Annotated in this window: 16 protein-coding genes; 7 read left to right on the top strand and 9 right to left on the bottom strand. The window is 69.7% G+C overall.

From position 1 onward, the window contains the following. Positions 1 to 10 precede the first annotated feature (10 nt). The 8 genes from Q0C38_RS09375 to Q0C38_RS09410 all read right to left on the bottom strand — a co-directional run bounded on the left by Q0C38_RS09375 (position 11) and on the right by Q0C38_RS09410 (position 8,928). On the bottom strand, positions 11 to 1,753 hold the full coding sequence (locus Q0C38_RS09375; protein ID WP_291296820.1) for an ABC transporter permease subunit: 1,743 nt from the start codon (positions 1,751 to 1,753) through the stop codon (positions 11 to 13). Continuing rightward, the gene (locus Q0C38_RS09380) at positions 1,750 to 2,799 is read right to left on the bottom strand and encodes an ABC transporter ATP-binding protein (protein ID WP_291296821.1); all 1,050 of its coding nucleotides are present in this window, start codon (positions 2,797 to 2,799) and stop codon (positions 1,750 to 1,752) included. The genes Q0C38_RS09375 and Q0C38_RS09380 overlap by 4 nt, the downstream gene beginning before the upstream one ends. A gap of 1 nt (position 2,800) precedes the next feature. Further along, positions 2,801 to 3,862, bottom strand: coding sequence for an ABC transporter substrate-binding protein (locus tag Q0C38_RS09385; RefSeq protein WP_291296822.1), 1,062 nt, complete (start codon positions 3,860 to 3,862; stop codon positions 2,801 to 2,803). A gap of 136 nt (positions 3,863 to 3,998) precedes the next feature. Continuing rightward, positions 3,999 to 5,213, bottom strand: coding sequence for an FAD-binding oxidoreductase (locus Q0C38_RS09390; protein ID WP_291296823.1), 1,215 nt, complete (start codon positions 5,211 to 5,213; stop codon positions 3,999 to 4,001). Beyond that, on the bottom strand, positions 5,210 to 6,589 hold the full coding sequence (locus Q0C38_RS09395; RefSeq protein WP_291296824.1) for an FAD/NAD(P)-binding oxidoreductase: 1,380 nt from the start codon (positions 6,587 to 6,589) through the stop codon (positions 5,210 to 5,212). The genes Q0C38_RS09390 and Q0C38_RS09395 overlap by 4 nt, the downstream gene beginning before the upstream one ends. Next, entirely contained in the window at positions 6,582 to 6,863 is a 282-nt protein-coding gene (locus tag Q0C38_RS09400; protein WP_291296825.1) for a (2Fe-2S)-binding protein, read from the bottom strand. The genes Q0C38_RS09395 and Q0C38_RS09400 overlap by 8 nt, the downstream gene beginning before the upstream one ends. 26 nt (positions 6,864 to 6,889) lie before the next feature. Then, a complete protein-coding gene (locus Q0C38_RS09405) occupies positions 6,890 to 7,978 on the bottom strand; it encodes a hypothetical protein (RefSeq protein WP_291296826.1) in 1,089 nt (362 codons plus the stop codon). After that, on the bottom strand, positions 7,975 to 8,928 hold the full coding sequence (locus tag Q0C38_RS09410; RefSeq protein ID WP_291296827.1) for an IclR family transcriptional regulator: 954 nt from the start codon (positions 8,926 to 8,928) through the stop codon (positions 7,975 to 7,977). The genes Q0C38_RS09405 and Q0C38_RS09410 overlap by 4 nt, the downstream gene beginning before the upstream one ends. Here Q0C38_RS09410 and Q0C38_RS09415 point away from each other — a divergent pair. Next, positions 8,915 to 9,691, top strand: coding sequence for an enoyl-CoA hydratase/isomerase family protein (locus Q0C38_RS09415; protein ID WP_291296828.1), 777 nt, complete (start codon positions 8,915 to 8,917; stop codon positions 9,689 to 9,691). The two genes, Q0C38_RS09410 and Q0C38_RS09415, sit on opposite strands and share 14 nt — an antisense overlap. A 5-nt stretch (positions 9,692 to 9,696) precedes the next feature. Continuing rightward, positions 9,697 to 11,271 carry an AMP-binding protein gene (locus tag Q0C38_RS09420; RefSeq protein ID WP_291296829.1) on the top strand — a complete coding sequence of 525 codons (1,575 nt, stop codon included), beginning with the start codon at positions 9,697 to 9,699 and terminating at the stop codon, positions 11,269 to 11,271. 16 nt (positions 11,272 to 11,287) lie between these two features. Here Q0C38_RS09420 and Q0C38_RS09425 read toward each other — a convergent pair whose 3' ends face one another. Further along, positions 11,288 to 11,971, bottom strand: coding sequence for a Crp/Fnr family transcriptional regulator (locus tag Q0C38_RS09425; protein ID WP_291296830.1), 684 nt, complete (start codon positions 11,969 to 11,971; stop codon positions 11,288 to 11,290). A gap of 472 nt (positions 11,972 to 12,443) precedes the next feature. Between Q0C38_RS09425 and Q0C38_RS09430 the strand changes: the two genes are divergently transcribed. The 5 genes from Q0C38_RS09430 to Q0C38_RS09450 all read left to right on the top strand — a co-directional run bounded on the left by Q0C38_RS09430 (position 12,444) and on the right by Q0C38_RS09450 (position 16,535). After that, entirely contained in the window at positions 12,444 to 13,322 is an 879-nt protein-coding gene (locus Q0C38_RS09430; protein ID WP_291296831.1) for an ABC transporter substrate-binding protein, read from the top strand. Positions 13,323 to 13,450: 128 nt separating this feature from the next. Next, positions 13,451 to 13,636 carry a hypothetical protein gene (locus tag Q0C38_RS09435; RefSeq protein WP_291296832.1) on the top strand — a complete coding sequence of 62 codons (186 nt, stop codon included), beginning with the start codon at positions 13,451 to 13,453 and terminating at the stop codon, positions 13,634 to 13,636. Positions 13,637 to 13,646: 10 nt separating this feature from the next. Beyond that, positions 13,647 to 14,603, top strand: a complete 957-nt coding sequence (locus Q0C38_RS09440) for an ABC transporter substrate-binding protein (protein WP_291296833.1) — start codon at positions 13,647 to 13,649, stop codon at positions 14,601 to 14,603. Next, complete coding sequence (locus Q0C38_RS09445; protein WP_291296834.1) at positions 14,600 to 15,574, top strand: ABC transporter substrate-binding protein; 975 nt, start codon at positions 14,600 to 14,602, stop codon at positions 15,572 to 15,574. Before Q0C38_RS09440 ends, Q0C38_RS09445 begins: the two co-directional genes overlap by 4 nt. Before the next feature lie 10 nt (positions 15,575 to 15,584). Next, entirely contained in the window at positions 15,585 to 16,535 is a 951-nt protein-coding gene (locus Q0C38_RS09450) for an ABC transporter substrate binding protein (protein ID WP_291296835.1), read from the top strand. The last annotated feature ends 13 nt before the right edge of the window (positions 16,536 to 16,548 follow it).

Here is a 16,548-nt window from a genome sequence, read left to right on the forward strand (position 1 = left end):
GGGCCTGGGGCTATCGCACCTCGCCACGGCGGCGCATCCACTCCGCGAGGACGAGCAGCGTGGTCACGAGCACGAACACGACAGTCGACACGGCGGCAAGCGTCGGGTTCAGCTGCAGGATCATGTCGTCCCACATCTGCTTCGGCAGCGTCACGGTCACGCCGCCGCTGACGAACAGCGCCACAGTGAGATCGTCGAACGACGTGATGAAGGCAAACAGGAACGCAGCGATGAGTCCCCCCTTGAGCAGGGGCACGGTGATCTCGACCAGCACGCGGAGACGCGAGGCGCCGAGGGTCGCTGCCGCCTGGTCGAGCCGCCAGTCATACCCCTTCAGCACCGCAGCGACCGTGATGAACACGAACGGCATGGCCAGCACGGCATGGCCGAGGATCATGCCCAGTTCCGTCGCGACAAGGCCCAGCTGCGCGAACAGGTAGAAAAGGCCGAGTGCGATCACGATGCGCGGCACGATCATCGGCGCGATCAGCAGTCCGAACAGGGCTGCCTGCCACCGCCCCGAGCTGCGCGCGAGCGCGAGGGCAGCGAAACCGCCAAGCAGCGTGGCGAGGCAGGCCGTGCCGAATCCGACGACAAACGAGCGCAGCGTCGCGCCAAGCCAGAGCGGCGAGCCGAAATAGGTCTCGAACCACCGCAGGCTGAAGCCTGGCGGCGGGAAGGACAGGAAGCTCGAATCAGTAAAGCCCATCGGCACCACGATGAGCGTGGGCGCGCACAGGAACAGCAGCACCAGCACGACATAGGCCGGAAGGAAGGTGCAGAGCACGCGCCTGCCGAGAACGCGCGCCATCGCTCCGCCGATCGCGGCATGCACCGCGGCGACCGCCGAGAGGAGGCCGATGCCGACGCCGCGCAGCAACAGCGTCCCACGCCGGTCGGACGCCGTGGCCTCGCCAGCGACGGTGGAAAGCCCGAAGAGACGGTCATACACCCAGCATGTGACCAGTGCCGCGAGCAGCATCATCACCGCGAGCGCGCCGGCGAAGCTCCAGTTCATCATCTCCTGCACCTGGGCGATGATCAGCTGGGCCAGCATGGTCTCGCGCGGACCGCCGAGCAGAGCTGGCGTGATGAAGAAGCCAAGCGAGGTGATGAACACGAGCAGCCCCGCAGCCGCCACGCCCGGCAGCGAGAGATGGAAGAAGACGCGCCAGAAGATCTGTCCAGGCGGGGCGCCCAGCGTCGCCGCCGCGCGCGGCAACTGGCGCTCGACGCTGAGCATCACCGGCAGCATCGTCAGCACCGCGAGCGGCAGCATCGCATGGATCATGCCGATCCTCACACCCATGCGCCCGTGCAGCACATCGATCGGCGAAGGCACGATTCCGGCGCCAACGAGCGCACGGTTCATGATGCCGGACTGATCAAGCGTGATCATCCACGCGAAGGTCTTGACGAGATAACTCGTCCAGAACGGGATCAAGACTAGCATCAGCAGCCAGCCGCGTCGTGACAGCGGCTGCCGCGCAAGCCAATAGGCCAGCGGATAGCCAAGCACGACCGCACCCAGCGTCGTCTCGCCCGCGACACCGAAGGTGATGCCCAGCACGCGGACGTAGACCTCCGCCGTCAGCGCGCGGTGGAAATGCTCCGTGGTCAGTTCGCCGGTCGCTTCGATCTGGACGCTGAGCAGCAGCAGCCGCAGCACCGGATAGAGGAAGAAGACGGCCAGGAAAACGACAGCCGGTGCCGCGTACCAGGCCGCGCCGAAGCGGTGACGCCGCGCACTCACAACGGAACCATCACCGCAGCACCAGGCTCCCACGTCGCGGTGACTGCGGCACCGATCGGTGGTGGCGGCATGCCGATCGGCAGCCGCAGCACCGCATCCGTGCCGGTGGCGAGGCGGAACAGCAGCCGCGTCTCCGCCCCAGCGTAGACGGACTCCGTCACGGTTCCCGCAATCACGTTCGTACCCTGGCCCAGCGCGAGCCGTTCCGGGCGGATCACGAGAAGCGCGTCCGATCCCTCCACGCCCACGGCCTCCGGCGGCAGATGGAAACGGCCCTCCGGCGTCTCGATCATGCCGCCAAGGATGCGCCCGCGCAGGGCAGTCGAGATGCCGATGAAGTCAGCGGCGAAGGCCGTCAGCGGCCGCTCGTAGATCTCACCCGGGGTTCCGATCTGTTCGATCCTGGCGTGGTTCATCAGGCAGATGCGGTCGGAGAGGGCGAGTGCCTCCTCCTGGTCGTGGGTCACGTACATGATGGTCGCGCCCGTCGCGCGATGCAGGCGCTTGATCTCGATCTGCATGTGCTCGCGCAGCTTCTTGTCCAGTGCGCCGAGCGGCTCGTCCATCAGGATCACGGAGGGCTGGTACACGAAGCATCGCGCGAGTGCGACGCGCTGCTGCTGGCCACCCGACAGTTCGCGCGGAAAGCGTCTCGCGAGGTGCCCGAGCTGCACCATGTCGAGCGCGTCCTGTACGCGTCGCTTCGTCTCTGACGCCGAAACACTCCGCATACGCAACGGAAACCCCACGTTTTCGCCAACCGTCAGATGCGGGAACAGCGCATAGTTCTGGAAGACGAGGCCGACGTCGCGCTGGTGCACGGGCGTGTCGGTCTGGTCACGGCCATCGACGAAGATGCGGCCCTGGTCCGGCTCCACGAGCCCGCAGATGATCTGCAGAAGCGTCGTCTTGCCGGAGCCTGACGGACCCAGAAGCGTCAGCAGCTCGCCCGCCCTGACTTCGAGGCGGACGGGCTCGAGCGCGACGACGGGGCCGTATCGTTTGCTGACCCCGTCCGCCAGCAGCTTTACGCCCTCTGCCCTCACCTCAGCGCAGCACCCAGGCATTGAACCGCTCGGTCACCGCGGCACGGTTGGAACTCCACCAATCCTCGTCGGCGAGCTTCATCACTGCGAGGTTCTGCGGCGCGGTTGGCAGCACCGCCGCGCGCTCGGCCGGGATGTGGTTGTACGCCTTGAGGTTCGTCGGGCCGTAGGCGAGGGCGGGCGTGTATGCAGCCTGGCGCTCGGCATCGGCGCAGAAGCGCACGAACTGCCGTGCCGCGTCCGCGCGCGGGCCGCCGCGCGGCAGGCCCCAGCCCTCGATCGAGTAGAGCCCCTGGTTCCAGATGATCTTCGCCGGCAGCTTCGCATCGAGCACGGGCTGCGCGCGCCCGTTCCACGTCGGGATCATTGCGACCTCGCCTGCCTGCAGCATCTGCGTCGTCTGTGCCCCGCCCGTCCACCAGGCCGTGATCTGCGGCTTGATTCGATCGAGCGCGCGGAAGGCGCGGTCGACGTCGAGCGGGTAGAGATCGGCCTGCGACACGCCGTCTGCCATGAGCGCCTGCTCGAGCGTATCGATGGGGTTGCGCCGCAGCGCGCGGCGGCCGGGGAAACGCTGCGCATCCCAGAAGTCGGTCCAGGACTTGGGTTCGGCACCCTGCAGCCTGTCGGTCCTGACCGCCAGGATGGTGGCGTAGACATCCGTCCCCATCCAGTGCGAGTGCATCGCCTCCGGCATCAGGTCGGGCACGTCGGCGTGCGTGAACCCGATCGGATCGAGCAGGTTCTGCTGCAGCAGGATGTCGCGCGCGGACAGCGTGAGGATGCAGCAATCCCAGGTATAGGCGCGGGTCTCGACCATCGCACGGAACTGCGCGGTCGGCTCCGCGGCACGCGCGACGTTGACCACGCGGATGCCGGTCGCCTGTTCGAAGGGGCGGTAGAATGCAGGCCCGAACGCCTCGCCGAACGGACCACCCGGGTCGGCCACCGTGATCTGCCTCGTCTGGCCGATGGCGTCCCACGACACCAGGGCGGGCGTCGCCAGCGCGCCAAGCGCGAGCACCCCGCGGCGGCCCAGGCCCTTCCTGTCGGATTGGGTCATGTCAGTTCTCCTCTCCCTGTTCGTGAACCCGCCCCACCCGCTGATGTGGCGCCCCGTTTCGCGGTGAACGTAATCGCTATGCGATCACGTCAACCCGATAGTATTCAGGCCAGTATTTGTTCGCAGCCGTAGCGAGTCAACGCGTGCGTTGCGCCCCCGGGTGGGCGACGGCCTGCACCTGCAGGCTCCTGTCGAACTCGCGTGTGAAGTGCTCCGCAACCTCCGCGCTCCCGTCGGCGAAGCGGCCGATCGAGAACCTGTCGAGCGGCGTGCGGCTGCTCCCCTCAAGGACGAGATCGGCCAGCACGTCGCCAACGCCTGGGGCGAGCTGGAAGCCGTGGCCACAGAAGCCGAAGGCGTGCACAAGGCGCGGTGTCGTCCCGCTTGGCCCGATCACGGGCAGCATGTCGGGCAGGTATCCCTCGATGCCCGACCATACGCGCAGCAGTGTCGCACCCTCCAGCGCCGGCACCGCGCGCAGCAGGTGGCCCATCGCGTTGACGATCTTGCGCGCGTCCACGGGTGCGCGGTTGGCGACGGGATCGGAGGGGCTGCGCGGATAGCCGGCGACGACGACATGGCCCTGCCGCACCTGGCGGAAGATCACCGTGCCGTCGACCGCCTGGACGGAGGGACGGATGAAGTACGGCACCGCATCGGTGACGAATTGCGGTGGCCCGGCGGGCACGATCGGGGCACCCTCACCGAACCAGCCCGCCACCTCAGGTGCCCAGGCGCCGGCGGCGTTGATGAGCGTGTCGGCCTCGATCGTCAGCCCGCCGGCGGCGTCGATGCGGAACACCGCACCTGTCCGCGCCGCGCCGTGCACGGCAGTGTCCTCGTGGATCAGCGCGCCGTGCGCGCGCGCGGCCCGCGCGACGGCGGGTGTCACGAGGCGAGGATTCGCGATCGCATCGCGCGGCGACCACGAAGCCATGGAGAAACCGTTGAGCCAGGGCCAGCGTTGCGCAAGCGCGCGGGCGTCGAGCAGCTCCGTCGCAAGCCCTGCTTCGCTTGCCTGCCGCGCCGCGGTCTCGACCTTCGCGATCTCCCTCGCATCATCGCGCGCTGCGTAGAGATGGCCGGTGGCATCGAACTCGCAGCCCTCGCCGATGAGATCGGGGAGCCGTTCCCACAGGGAGGCTGCACGGAGCGAGAGTGGTAGCTGCCCGGGGTGGCGCCCCTGGATGCGCAGATTGCCGTAGTTCACCCCGCTTGCCTGGGCGCCGACCTTGCCCTTCTCGATCACGCAGACGCAATGACCCGGGTCGCGGCGCCGGAGCATCAGCGCCGTCCAGCAGCCCATGAGCCCGCCGCCGACGATCGCGGTGTTGACGCGCAGCACCGTCATGGCGTGTCCTCATCGACGAGCGTGGCATCGAGCGGGATTGGCTTGACCGGCGCCTGGCTGCGGTGGCGACCCATGGTCGCCACCGGCGCGGCGAGCGCATGGGCCATGAGCTCGGCAGTCGCGAGGCCGCAGAAGCGTGCCTGGCACCGCCCCATGCCGCAGCGGGTCAGCGCCTTGGCGCGGTTGACCTCGCGCGGGCCGAGTGGCGCAGCAACGGCCGCCCGCACCACACCGACCGTCACGTTCTCGCACCGGCAGAGCACGGTGTCGTCGCGGGCATCCGCGAGCCAGTGCGCCGGCCATGCGAACGCGCGCGACAGCGCACGCTGGAATGCGCGCAGCCGTGCGAGGCGTGCGCGAAGCATCGCGACCTCGGTAGCGGGAACGGCCACGCCGCGGTCAGCCAGGATGGCGTAGGCAGCAAGCCTGCCGCTGATCGCAGCAGCCGCGGCCCCGCCGATCGTGCAGCCATCACCCGCCGCATAGAGCCCTGGTGCCGCACGGCCATCGCCATCGACGATCGGCAGCCACTGGCGGAAATCCACGTCGAACGCCAGCGGCACGCCGGCGAGGTCAAGCAGCTGCGTCTCTGCGCGGAGCCCGAAGCCGAGTGCGACCGCATCGACGGCGAGGTCGTGCTCGGCGCCGCGGGAACAGCGAAACCGTACGCGCTCGGCGTAGTCCTGGCCCTCGATGCCGAGCGCGGTCACGCCATGGAAGATGGCCACGCCGCCGGCGCGCAGCCGCGCCATGTAGGAGAGGCCGCGTGCGAGAACGCGCGGTGCGGCCGCCGCGAGCGCCGGCGTTGCACGCAGCTTCTCCGGCAGGGCGGTGGTGTCGAGCACGGCCACGACCGTGGCGCCCATCGCCTTGTACTGGAGCGCGGCGAGATAGAGCAGCGGCGAGGCACCGGCAAACACCACGCGCCTTCCGATCAGCGCGCCCTGGTCCTTCAGCAGGGTCTGCGCCCCGCCGAGCGAGAAGACGCCAGGCAGCGTCCACCCCGGAACGGGCAGGAGCCTGTCGGTCGCGCCCGTCGCGAGCAGCAGTGCACCATAGCGCAGGGGCCGGATGCGCCGATGCTCGATCACGAAGAGCTCGCCGCCCTGGAGGTTCCAGGCGAGGTGTCGTGGCCGGTGGTCGACCGATGCGGCGATGGACGCGAACTCGGCATGCGCCTGCTCGTGCTCAGCCGCGGCCGCGCGACCGAGGATACGCGCGAGCGCTGGCTGGAGAGGCGCAGCCGGCTTGCGCCAGACCTGCCCTCCAGGCTGTTCCGCCTCGTCAACGATGATCGGGTGTTCCCCGGCCCTGGCGAGCACCACCGCCGCGGCCATCCCCGCCGGCCCGGCACCGACGATGACGGTGCTATGCATCCGCGGGGCCTGCTGGCGGGCCCGTCAACACGGCCATGCCATCCACGACGCGGGTCGTGCAGGCGCGGATGCGATGTCCGTCCGCCAGCCACACCCAGCAATCCTGGCAGGCACCCATCAGGCAGAACCCGGCGCGGGGCGCACCATCGACTTCGTGCGTGCGGAGCCGCGTCGTGTGTGCCAGCACGGCGACGAGTACGCTCTCTCCCGCGAAGGCCTGCACGACGTCGCCGTCAATCGTGATGGTGGCGCTGGCTGCGGTGCGATCAAGCACCCTGACCAGCCGTGGCTTCGCCGGCATCATCGCGCCTGCAGCCTGGCGCGGAGTGCGGCCATCTCGACATGGACGGCTTCGAGGTCCCCGAGCGCGAAGCCGGCCGCGAGCGTCGGGCTCAACGCCAGCAAGCGGTCATGCAGCACGCCGGTATAGGTGGCCTTGCCATCGGCCGACACGAGGAGGCCGTTGCGCTGCTCGAAGGACTGGTTCCACGCAACGGCTTCGTCCTGCGAAAGGCCGGGCGGGAGATCGAGCGAGAGCGCACCTTCGGCCCAGCGGACGGGATAGCCGCCCGGAAGCCCGAGCGCACCCGGCGCGTGGGCGGCGAGCGTCGTGCCCGGTGTCGCCATTGCCACGAGCAGCGGTACGGAGGCTGAGCCGGACACCTCGAGGGCCGGCTCCGGCGTCAGCCGCAGGGCGGCGAAGCGGATGTGGACATCGTCGATCTCGGCGTCGTCGATCCAGACGCGCGGCGTGGGCATGCCAGCGCGCTCGCCCATGTTCCGCCGCCACGCACCGATCGTCTGGTAGTGCGCCAGAACCTTTACCCGCCGGATGCCGCCGGGCCCGAGGGCGCCGGCGAAGCACGACGACAGGATGCCGACATTGCCGACGCCACAGGCCACGGGCAGGCCGAGGCAGGCGAGCATCGTGTTGACCACATCGGGGAAACAGCAATTCACCAGCACCGCACCTGGTGTGGCCTGACGCATCGCCCCGCCGACGCGGGCAGAGAGCAACGCCTGGAACACAGCCGTCGCGCTGAGCCCGCCCTCCGCGACGAGCCTGCTCCAGGCATCGTCGCTGCGGGCGATGACGGAGGCGGTCTGCACCGAGGCCGCCTGCACCACCACATCGGGCCGGATGGATGCGAGCATGGGCGCGATGGACCCGACCGAGGAGAGATCGACCATGGCGGCGCTGGTCTCGACGCCTGTGCCGAAGGTGGCTGCGCGCGCGTTGCAGGCCGTGGTGAGCCACGCGAGCCGATCGCCGTTGCGGCCGGCGATGACGAGCCGCACCGGATGCTGCGCGCCGGCGGCGATGTCGCATGCGATGCGGGCGGCGAAGGCGCCGGTGCCGACGATGAGGATGGTGCCGCGCGCGGTCATCGCCGCTGCTCGCGCGGGAGGGATTGCGACATGGCCGCTGCCGCGGTGACGACAAGGGCGGAATACCGCTCCACCGCCGCCTCGGGTTGGCAGCGGGACAGCGAGACAGCCACGTTCACCGCCGCACAGGGCTCGCCTTCCGCGCCGAGCACGGCGGCGGCGATGGAGACATCGCCCGGATAGATCTCCTGCACGGTCAGCACGAATCCCTGCCGTGCCGCCACATCGAGCTTCGCGACCAGCGCAGGCATCGCGGTCGTCGTGTGCGGCGTGTAGGCGCGGCGGTCGGACCGGTCGAGGATCCGCTTCGCCTCGGCGCGCGGCAGCCGCGACAGCATCGCAAGGCCCGGTGCCGTGCAATAGGCCGGCAGGCGGCTGCCGACCTGCACGTTCGTGTTGAGCATGTAACGGCTGAGCAGCCGCGAGAGATACACGACCTCGGTCTCGTCGAGCATCGTCAGGCTGACTGCTTCCTCCGTCGCCCGGCTCAGGTCGAGCAGGTATGGGGCCGCACGTTCGACGATCGCGCTGGAGCGGATGTAGCGATGGCCCAGATCGAGCGTCCGCACGGTCAGTTCGTAGTGGCGCGTTCGCGGGTCCTTCCGCAGGTAGCCGAGGCGTTCGAGCGTGTGCGTGAAACGCTGCGCGGCGCTGCGGTCGAGCCCCGACGCCGCGGCGATCTCGGACAATCCCAGGCTGCGCTGCCCATTGCCGAATACGTCGAGCACGCGGAACGCCTTCTCGACCGAGTTGACGAACAGCCCGTCCTCGATCGTCTCGGCCGGGGCGGGCGGTGGTTTCCGGCGCGGGAGGCTGGCAGCGGCCACGGCGTGTTTCCTTGGCGACGTTGACAGGGCGCCAACCCGGGGACGATAGTTTTTGATAAGCGTAATCGCAAGGCGATTACGCAGCTTGACGACCGCAAAGGAGCGCGCGATGGCCACCTTCATCCTGACCGAGACGCGGGGGGCGGTTGCGATCATCACGCTGAACCGCCCCGAGGTGCTCAACGCCTGGCACAGCGCGATGCGCGACATGCTTGTCGCGGCGCTCGACGCGGCGGAGGGCAACGAGGCGGTGCGTGTCATCATCTTGACCGGCGCCGGCGACCGCGCCTTCGGTGCGGGCCAGGACCTGAACGAGACCAAGACGTTCGATCCCGACAGGGCGGAGCTCTGGATCGGCGAGTGGGAACGGCTCTATGACCGCATCCGGTCGCTCTCGAAGCCCCTGATCATGGCGTTGAACGGGGTTGCGGCCGGCTCGGCCTTCCAGGTGGCACTGCTGGGCGATTTCCGCATCGCCCATGCCGGCGTCACGATGGGTCAGCCCGAGATCAATTCCGGCATCGCAAGCACGACGGGGCCGTGGATCATGATGGAAATGATCGGGCTCGCGCGCACCATCGACCTCACCCTCACCGGCAGGATGATGGACGCCTCGGAAGCGCACGCGCTTGGCCTCATCAACCGCATCGTTCCGCAGGAGACGGTGATGGACGAGGCCCTTTCCCTTGCAGCGGAGCTGGCAGGGAAGCCGCCGATCGCGATGCGGCTGAACAAGGCGCGGTTCCGCGAGGTCACGGAGCCGGGCTTCCGCGATTGCCTCGCCGCCGGTGTGCGCAACCAGCGCATCAGCTACGCCACCGGAGAGCCGGCACGGATGATGGAGTTGTTCCTTGCCACCCGCGCGGCCCGCAAGGCCGCGGGCTGATCATCATGCCTGAGCAGACCACCATGGCCGAACAGGGCTTCTGGCCGCTTTTCGCAGCGATTGCGGCGACGGAGGGCGAGCGCGTCTACGCCCGTTTCGATGGAAGCGCGATCACCTTCGCGATGCTCGACCAGATGTCCTCATCCGCCGCCGCGTCGCTTGCCGCGCTCGGTGTCGCGCCAGGCGACCGGGTCGCGGTGATGATGCGCAACAGTCCCGCGTCGCTCGCACTGATCTTCGCGATCGCCCGTGCCGGCTTCGTCTGGGTGCCGGTCAACGCCCAGCTGCGCGGCGAAGGCCTGCGCCACGTGCTGAGCCATTGCGACCCGCGCGTCGTGATCGCTGACAGCGATGCCCTGCCGCGCATCACAGAGTGCGGTTGTGCACTGGAGGGGATTCCGATCGTCGTTGCCGGAGATGCCTCCTCGGCCCTGCCGCTCGAGCCCATGCTCGCCTCCGGCGGGCGCCACGCGGGCGCGCCACCGTCGCCCAGCGATCTCTTCGCCATCATGTACACATCCGGAACGACAGGCCCGGCCAAGGGCGTGATGGTGACGCATCGCATGCTGCGCCTTGCCGGCGAAGGCGCGCTGCTTGTCGCTGCGGCGCGCGACGGCGATGTGCTCTTCGTCTGGGAACCGCTCTATCACATCGGCGGGGCGCAGCTGATCGTGCTGCCGCTGCGCCGGCGCGTGGTGCTTGCGATGATCGGACGGTTCTCCGCCTCGCGCTTCTGGGCGGAGGCGAAGGCGGAGGAGGCGACGCATATCCACTTCCTCGGTGGCATCCTCCAGATCCTGCTGAAGCAGCCGGAGACGCCGCTTGACCGCACGCATGGCGTGCGCATCGCCTGGGGCGGCGGCTGCCCCATCGACGTCTGGCGGCCGTTCGAGGAGCGGTTCGGCATGCAGCTTCGCGAGTGCTACGGGATGACGGAGGCCTCCTCGTTCACGACGTTCAACGATGCCAGGGTGGTCGGGTCGGTCGGCCGGCCCGTGCCGTGGCTGACGGTCGCGCTCCTCGATGAGCGAGGCCTCGCGGTGCCGCAGGGCACGCGCGGCGAGATCGTTGTGCGTGCGACCGACGCGACGGCTCTGACCCCCGGCTATTTCCGCAACCCGGAGGCAACGCTGAAGGCGCTGCGCGACGGGGCGCTGCATACCGGCGATAGCGGCTCCTTCGACGCGGAGGGCAACCTCATCTTCCATGGCCGCATCTCCGACAGCGTTCGCGTCAACGGCGAGAACGTCTCTGCCTGGGAGGTCGAGCATGTGGCGGCCCAACACCCGGCGGTGCAGGATTGCGCGATGATCGGCGTCAGGGCGGAGGTCGGTGAGCAGGACATCAAGCTGTTCGTGCAGCCGCGCGACGGCATGACGGTCGACCTTGCCGTGCTCTCGGCCTGGCTCACCACGCGCCTCGCGCCGTACCAGAACCCGCGCTATCTCGCCACTGTCGCTGAGTTCGAGCGCACGCCGAGCCAGAGGATCATGAAGCACACGCTCTCGACCGCACGCGATGATTGTTTTGAACGCTTCACGAGCCGCGAGGCTTTGCGCGGGATGCGCCCCGGTACCTGACTGGAACCGGGGCACGTCAGTCAGCCAGCTCCGTCTTGATCGCATTCTCGAGCGCTGCCGGCGTTCGGATCATCATCGCGCTGCGGGTGCGCGTCACCACGCCGCGGCGGAGCAGGCGCCCGATCTCGCGCGAGACGGCTTCGCGTCGCGCGCCGATGCGCGACGCCAGGACGTGCTGAACCGGGGGTGGCGAGATGCTGCGGCTGCCATCCGAGGCCGGCGGCCCTGCGGCGCGAAGCAGCTCCGCATAGAGGCGGTGGCGGATGTCCAGGCTCGTCAGCTCGAGCATCCTGGTGTTGGCTTCTCGGATCCGCGCGGTCAGCACCTGCATCATCCGCCGCGACAAGGCGGGCGTTCCCGAGATGATGTCCATGAAGCTCGGCCCTGGAAGGCGGCAGATCTGGCTGCGATGCAGCGCTGTCACGCTCGCTGAACGCGGCGCGCCATCGATGGCGGCCATATCGCCGAAGAAGCCGCCCGCGGTCACGTCGTCAAGGATCAGCTCCCGTCCGCCCGGCGTCCGCACGGCGATCCGCACGCTTCCCGAGAGGACGAAAAACACGTCGTCCGACATGTCGTCGAAATCGAGGATCAGGCGTCCTGCCTCAGCCCACAGCCAGAGCGCGCGAGCTTCGTACCCTCGCAGGAGCTCGGAAGGCAGGTTGTGGAATAAGGGGATGGTGGAAAGCTTGCCACTCATGCGTTCTCTCCGCAGCACGGCACCTTGGACAGGAGGTCACGCCAGGCCTTCGCTGACGCGGGCCGCTCAGGGGCCGTCCTGATCGGCTGCTGCCACGTCAACGGGGGGTCGCGCCGCGCGCGGCCTCTTCCATGCACCCCGGCGCGATCTGCGGCATCAGCGTCTCCTGCAACACGTCGCCATGCGGGCGTGACCGCCTGTCAATGTGCTATTTCGCACATCACGGCCGCCGTCGCGACGGCAGGCTGTGGGTCTGGCATCCGTCCTCCCGCCGATAGGGCCAACCTCCATGCAGGCTTGCTTCCCGGGTCGCGCTTGCATCTCAGCCCCGGATGCCCGGCACGGCCGGGATGTGCGCGCGAGGGACAGGCAGCAGGGCGGTCTGGTGCGCCGCCGGGTGGTACTGTCGGGCGCTTTCTCATTAGCGGCCGCGGATCGCGTGCGTGCACAGGGTCGTGTCCATCGCCTTTGCGTGCTGGCACCGGGGCGCTTCTCGATCGATGGCGTGCGGCGCTGGACGCTGCCCGAGCTTGCCCGGCTCGGCTTCATCGAGGGGCGGAACCTCGAGGTCCTTCTCCGCAGCACGGATGGCGATGCAGCGCCGCTGAGCAAGCTTGCCGCGGAGCTTGCCGCCGCGCGCTGCGATGCGGCGATCGCGGTGGCCAACCCGGTCGCGCACCTGCTGCGCGCGGCCGACCCGCGGCTGCGTGTGGTGATGGGGTTTGCCGGCAACGACCCGGTCGCCGATGGGTTGGCCGAGAGCCTCGCGCGGCCCGGCGGCATGGTCACGGGCATCGTCATGCTGGGCGAGGAGCTTGATGCGAAACGCCTGGAGTTCGCCCGCGACCTCGACCCTGCCGGCGGGCCGATCGGCTTTCTTGCTGGCGCGACGCTGACGCCCGATCGGGTGGCCCGGATCCACGCGGAGGCTGCCGCAAACGGCATTGGCCTCGTGCTGGTCCGCGCCGGCGAGCCCGCGAGCTATCCCGCTGCCCTTGGCGCCTTGCGGGCGGCAGGCGTGCGCGTCATCGTCGTCGGCTCCTTCCCCGGCTTTGCCGGCAATGCCGGCCTACTTGCAGCCCAGGCGGCGGAGCACGGCCTGCCGCTGCTCTGCGATTGGCGGCACATGGCGGAAGCGGGCTGCGTAGTCAGCTATGGCGCGAGCAACGCCGAACTCCGCCGGCGCAACGCTGTGCAGGTGGCGCGCGTCCTCCGCGGCGAGCCTCCCGGCACCATCCCGATGGAGCGGCCGGAGCGTTTCGAGTTCATCCTCAACCTGCGTGCGGCGCGTGCCCTCGGCCTCGCGGTGCCAAATGCCATCCTGGCCAGGGCCGATGAGGTGATCGAATGACGGTGATCGCATGATCGCACGCCGGTCGCTGCGGCCGCTCGCGGCGCTGCCGATCGCGGGCAGGGTGCGTGCGCAGGCGCCGTCCGGGCGGAAGCGCCGCATCGGGGTGATCGTCTGGAGCGCCGAGGGTGACCCGGACGCGCTGCGCCGTGCCGCCGCGCTGCGCGAGGGGCCTGCGTGGCGAGAGCCCGGGCGAACTGCCGGTACAACTGCCGACGCGGTTCGAGTTCTTCATCAACCGCCCCTCCGCCCGTGCGCTCGGGCGGGAGTTCCCGCCGATGCTGCTCGCCCGGGCCGACGAGGTGCTCGAATGATGGTGATGACATGATCGGCCGCCGCGGCGTTCTCGCCCTGCCGTTGCTCGCGGCTCCGGCGCTGGCGCAGGGTCAGGTGCGGATCGGCTGGGTCTCGGTCTTTCCCCTGCGCCAGGTCTCGGCCTATCTCGATGCATTCCGCGAGGGCCTGGCTGCGCTCGGCTATGTCGAAGGGCGAAATCTCGTTCTCGATGCGGTCTCGGCCGAGGGCGACGCCTCCCGCCTGCCCGAGGTGCTGGACAGCCTGCTGCGTCGGCGGCCGGCGGTGATCGTCGCCCAAGGAGCGGCAATCTTCGCCGCCGAACGCGTCCGGACCGTGCCGGTGGTGTTCGGGTTCAGCGGCGATCCGGTGCTCGCCGGGCTCACCGACAGTCTTGCGCGGCCGAGCCGCAACCTCACGGGCATGACTTTCATGGCGGTGGACCTGAACGAGAAGCGGCTCGACCTGTTGCGCGAGCTGCTGCCCGCCTCGCGCCGGGTCGTGTTGACCGGCGACCCTGTGCATCCCGGCGCGGAGCTTGAGGTCGCAGCGTCCCGCGCCATGGCGGAGCGGCTTGGGATAGCCGCGCGGTGGGTGCCAACGGCGAGCCGCGCAATGGTGCGCGAGCTGCTCGCCGAACTGGAGATCAACCCGCCCGACGCGCTCGTAGTGCTGCCGGACAGCGTGATGCTGCAAAGCCGCAGCGATGTGGCCGCGTTCGGGGTCGCACGTCGCACGCCCACCATGTCAGGCTGGCGGATCTTCGCCGAGAGTGGCGGGCTGGTGAGCTATGGGCCGCATCTCGAGACGAGTTTTCAGCGCCTTGCTCACTATGCGGTACGCCTGCTGGCGGGCGCTCGCCCAGCCGAGCTCCCGGTGGAGCGGCCGACGCGTTTCGAACTCGTGCTGAACCGCCGGACGGCCGAGGCTATCCGGCTGGACCTGCCGTTGGCGCTGCTCGCCCGGGCGGACGAGGTGCTCGAATGATCACTCGCCGTGCCCTGCTGCTGTTCGCCCTTGCCCCCACCGTCGCCCGTTCCCAGCCGCGACGGCTGCCGGTGGTTGCTTTCGTCGGCTTCGCCTCCGCTGAGGGCGACAGGCTGACCGTCGAATCCTTTCGCGACGGCATGCGTGCGCAGGGCGAGATCGAGGGACAGACGTGGCGTTTCGTGCATCGCCATGCCGGCGGTGATGCGGCGCGCGGGGCCGCCATCATCCGCGACCTCGCGGCCCTGCCGGTGGACGTGTTCGTCGTACCTGGCCCCGCTGCCGCCCGCGCGGTGCGGCGCGCGACGACGATTCCGCTTGTCGCTGTTGGCCTGCCGCCCGTCGTAAGCGACCCGGAGTTGTTCGCGTCCCTCTCCCACCCCGGCGGCTCCGTGACGGGGTTTGCGAGTTTCGGCGAGGAGATGTCGGCCAAGCGTATCGAATTGCTGCGCGAGGCGATCCCGGGCCTCGCCGTGATCGGCGTGATGCACAACGCAAGCGACCCGACATTCGACGCCTGGGGAAGGCTCACCGAGGCGTCGGCGACCGCGCAGGGGCTGCGCGCGCTCCGCGTGCCGATCGCCGCGCGCGACCCGGTTTTACTTGCAGAGCGGATGCGCGGCCTCCGTGCGGCCGGTGGCACCGCGCTCGTGGTCGTGCGCGACTTCCTGACGAGCTCGCTGATTGCCGAGATCGTCGCCGCGGCGGAAGCGGAGGGCATCGCGGTGATCGGCGACCAGGCCCGCTTTGCCGAGGCCGGTGCCCTGCTCAGCTTCGGCGCCAGCCTGCCCGACCTGTTCCGCCGTGCTGCCCTCTACGTCACGCGCATCCTGCATGGCGAAAAGCCGGGGAACCTGCCAGTGCAGCTGCCGACCAAGGTCGAGTTCGTCGTGAACCTCCGCTCGGCAAGCGCGCTTGGCATCGCCGTTCCCCGTGCCATCCTCGCGCGCGCCGACGAGGTGATCGAATGAGGCCAGCCCCGTGATCGCGCGCCGCTCCGTCCTGGCCCTTCCGGCGCTGGCATACGCGCCCGCCGCCGCAGCGGCACCGCGCCGCCTCGGTGCGCTGCTGTTGACTGGCCGGGCGGACGTGCTGCTGCGCACCCACCTGCTGCCGGAGCTCGCGCGGCGGGGCTGGCGGGAGGGGGCAAACCTGACGCTCGATGCCCACGTCGCCGCTGCGCCCGACCAGCCTCGCGCCGCGGCGGCTCTGGTGGCGACCGCACCCGACATCATCGTCGCCGTAGGCGCGCCCGCCGTTCGCGCGGCACGGGCGGCGACCGACGCGATTCCGATCGTGATGCACGGCGCCGATGCCCGCCTGCTCGCCGGCACCTCCATGGCGCGGCCAGGCGGCAACGCCACGGGCGTCGTGGCCAACACGCCGGAGGCGGAAGGCAAGCGGCTCGAGATGGTGGCCGAGCTCACCCCGCCCGGCACCCCCGTCGCGGCGCTGTTCCACAGCGGCACCGACCAGCTGTCGCCACGCCTTGCCGCGATGGAGGCCGCCGCTCGGCAGGCGGGCCGTGCTTTCGTCGCGCAGCAGTGGGAAGGGACGGAGGGCGCTGCACCTGCCCTCGCCTCGCTTGCCGCGCAGGGTGTCCGCGGCGTGGCCCTCGGCGGCACACCGGAATCGCTCCGCGATGCGCGCCGGATCGCTGCCGCTGCACGGGCGATGCGGCTCGCCACGATCGGCCAATGGCGAAGCATGGTCGACGAAGGCTGCACCGCGAGCCATGGCCCGGACTTCCACGCGCTCTATGCCCGCGTGGCGCATTTCGTGGCACTGATCCTCCGTGGCACGCAGCCGGGCGAACTGCCTATCGAGGCACCGATGCGGGTCGAGACGGTGATCGATCTCCGCGCCGCCGCCGCCCTCGGCCTCGCCGTTCCCGTTGCCCTCCTCGCCCGCGCCGACGAGGTGATCGAATGAGGCCCATCCCCCC

Source organism: Elioraea sp. (genome assembly GCF_022842375.1).
GTDB lineage: Bacteria > Pseudomonadota > Alphaproteobacteria > Acetobacterales > Acetobacteraceae > Elioraea_A.

What these genes read in the sequence shown, in the direction of transcription:
- Q0C38_RS09420 (WP_291296829.1), top strand. Translation starts at nt 9,697, where the DNA reads ATGCCTGAGCAGACCACCATGGCCGAACAGGGCTTCTGGCCGCTTTTC.
- Q0C38_RS09445 (WP_291296834.1), top strand. Translation starts at nt 14,600, where the DNA reads ATGATCACTCGCCGTGCCCTGCTGCTGTTCGCCCTTGCCCCCACCGTC.
- Q0C38_RS09415 (WP_291296828.1), top strand. Translation starts at nt 8,915, where the DNA reads ATGGCCACCTTCATCCTGACCGAGACGCGGGGGGCGGTTGCGATCATC.
- Q0C38_RS09385 (WP_291296822.1), bottom strand. Translation starts at nt 3,862, where the DNA reads ATGACCCAATCCGACAGGAAGGGCCTGGGCCGCCGCGGGGTGCTCGCG.
- Q0C38_RS09440 (WP_291296833.1), top strand. Translation starts at nt 13,647, where the DNA reads ATGATCGGCCGCCGCGGCGTTCTCGCCCTGCCGTTGCTCGCGGCTCCG.
- Q0C38_RS09390 (WP_291296823.1), bottom strand. Translation starts at nt 5,213, where the DNA reads ATGACGGTGCTGCGCGTCAACACCGCGATCGTCGGCGGCGGGCTCATG.
- Q0C38_RS09425 (WP_291296830.1), bottom strand. Translation starts at nt 11,971, where the DNA reads ATGAGTGGCAAGCTTTCCACCATCCCCTTATTCCACAACCTGCCTTCC.
- Q0C38_RS09395 (WP_291296824.1), bottom strand. Translation starts at nt 6,589, where the DNA reads ATGCATAGCACCGTCATCGTCGGTGCCGGGCCGGCGGGGATGGCCGCG.
- Q0C38_RS09405 (WP_291296826.1), bottom strand. Translation starts at nt 7,978, where the DNA reads ATGACCGCGCGCGGCACCATCCTCATCGTCGGCACCGGCGCCTTCGCC.
- Q0C38_RS09410 (WP_291296827.1), bottom strand. Translation starts at nt 8,928, where the DNA reads ATGAAGGTGGCCATCGCGCGCTCCTTTGCGGTCGTCAAGCTGCGTAAT.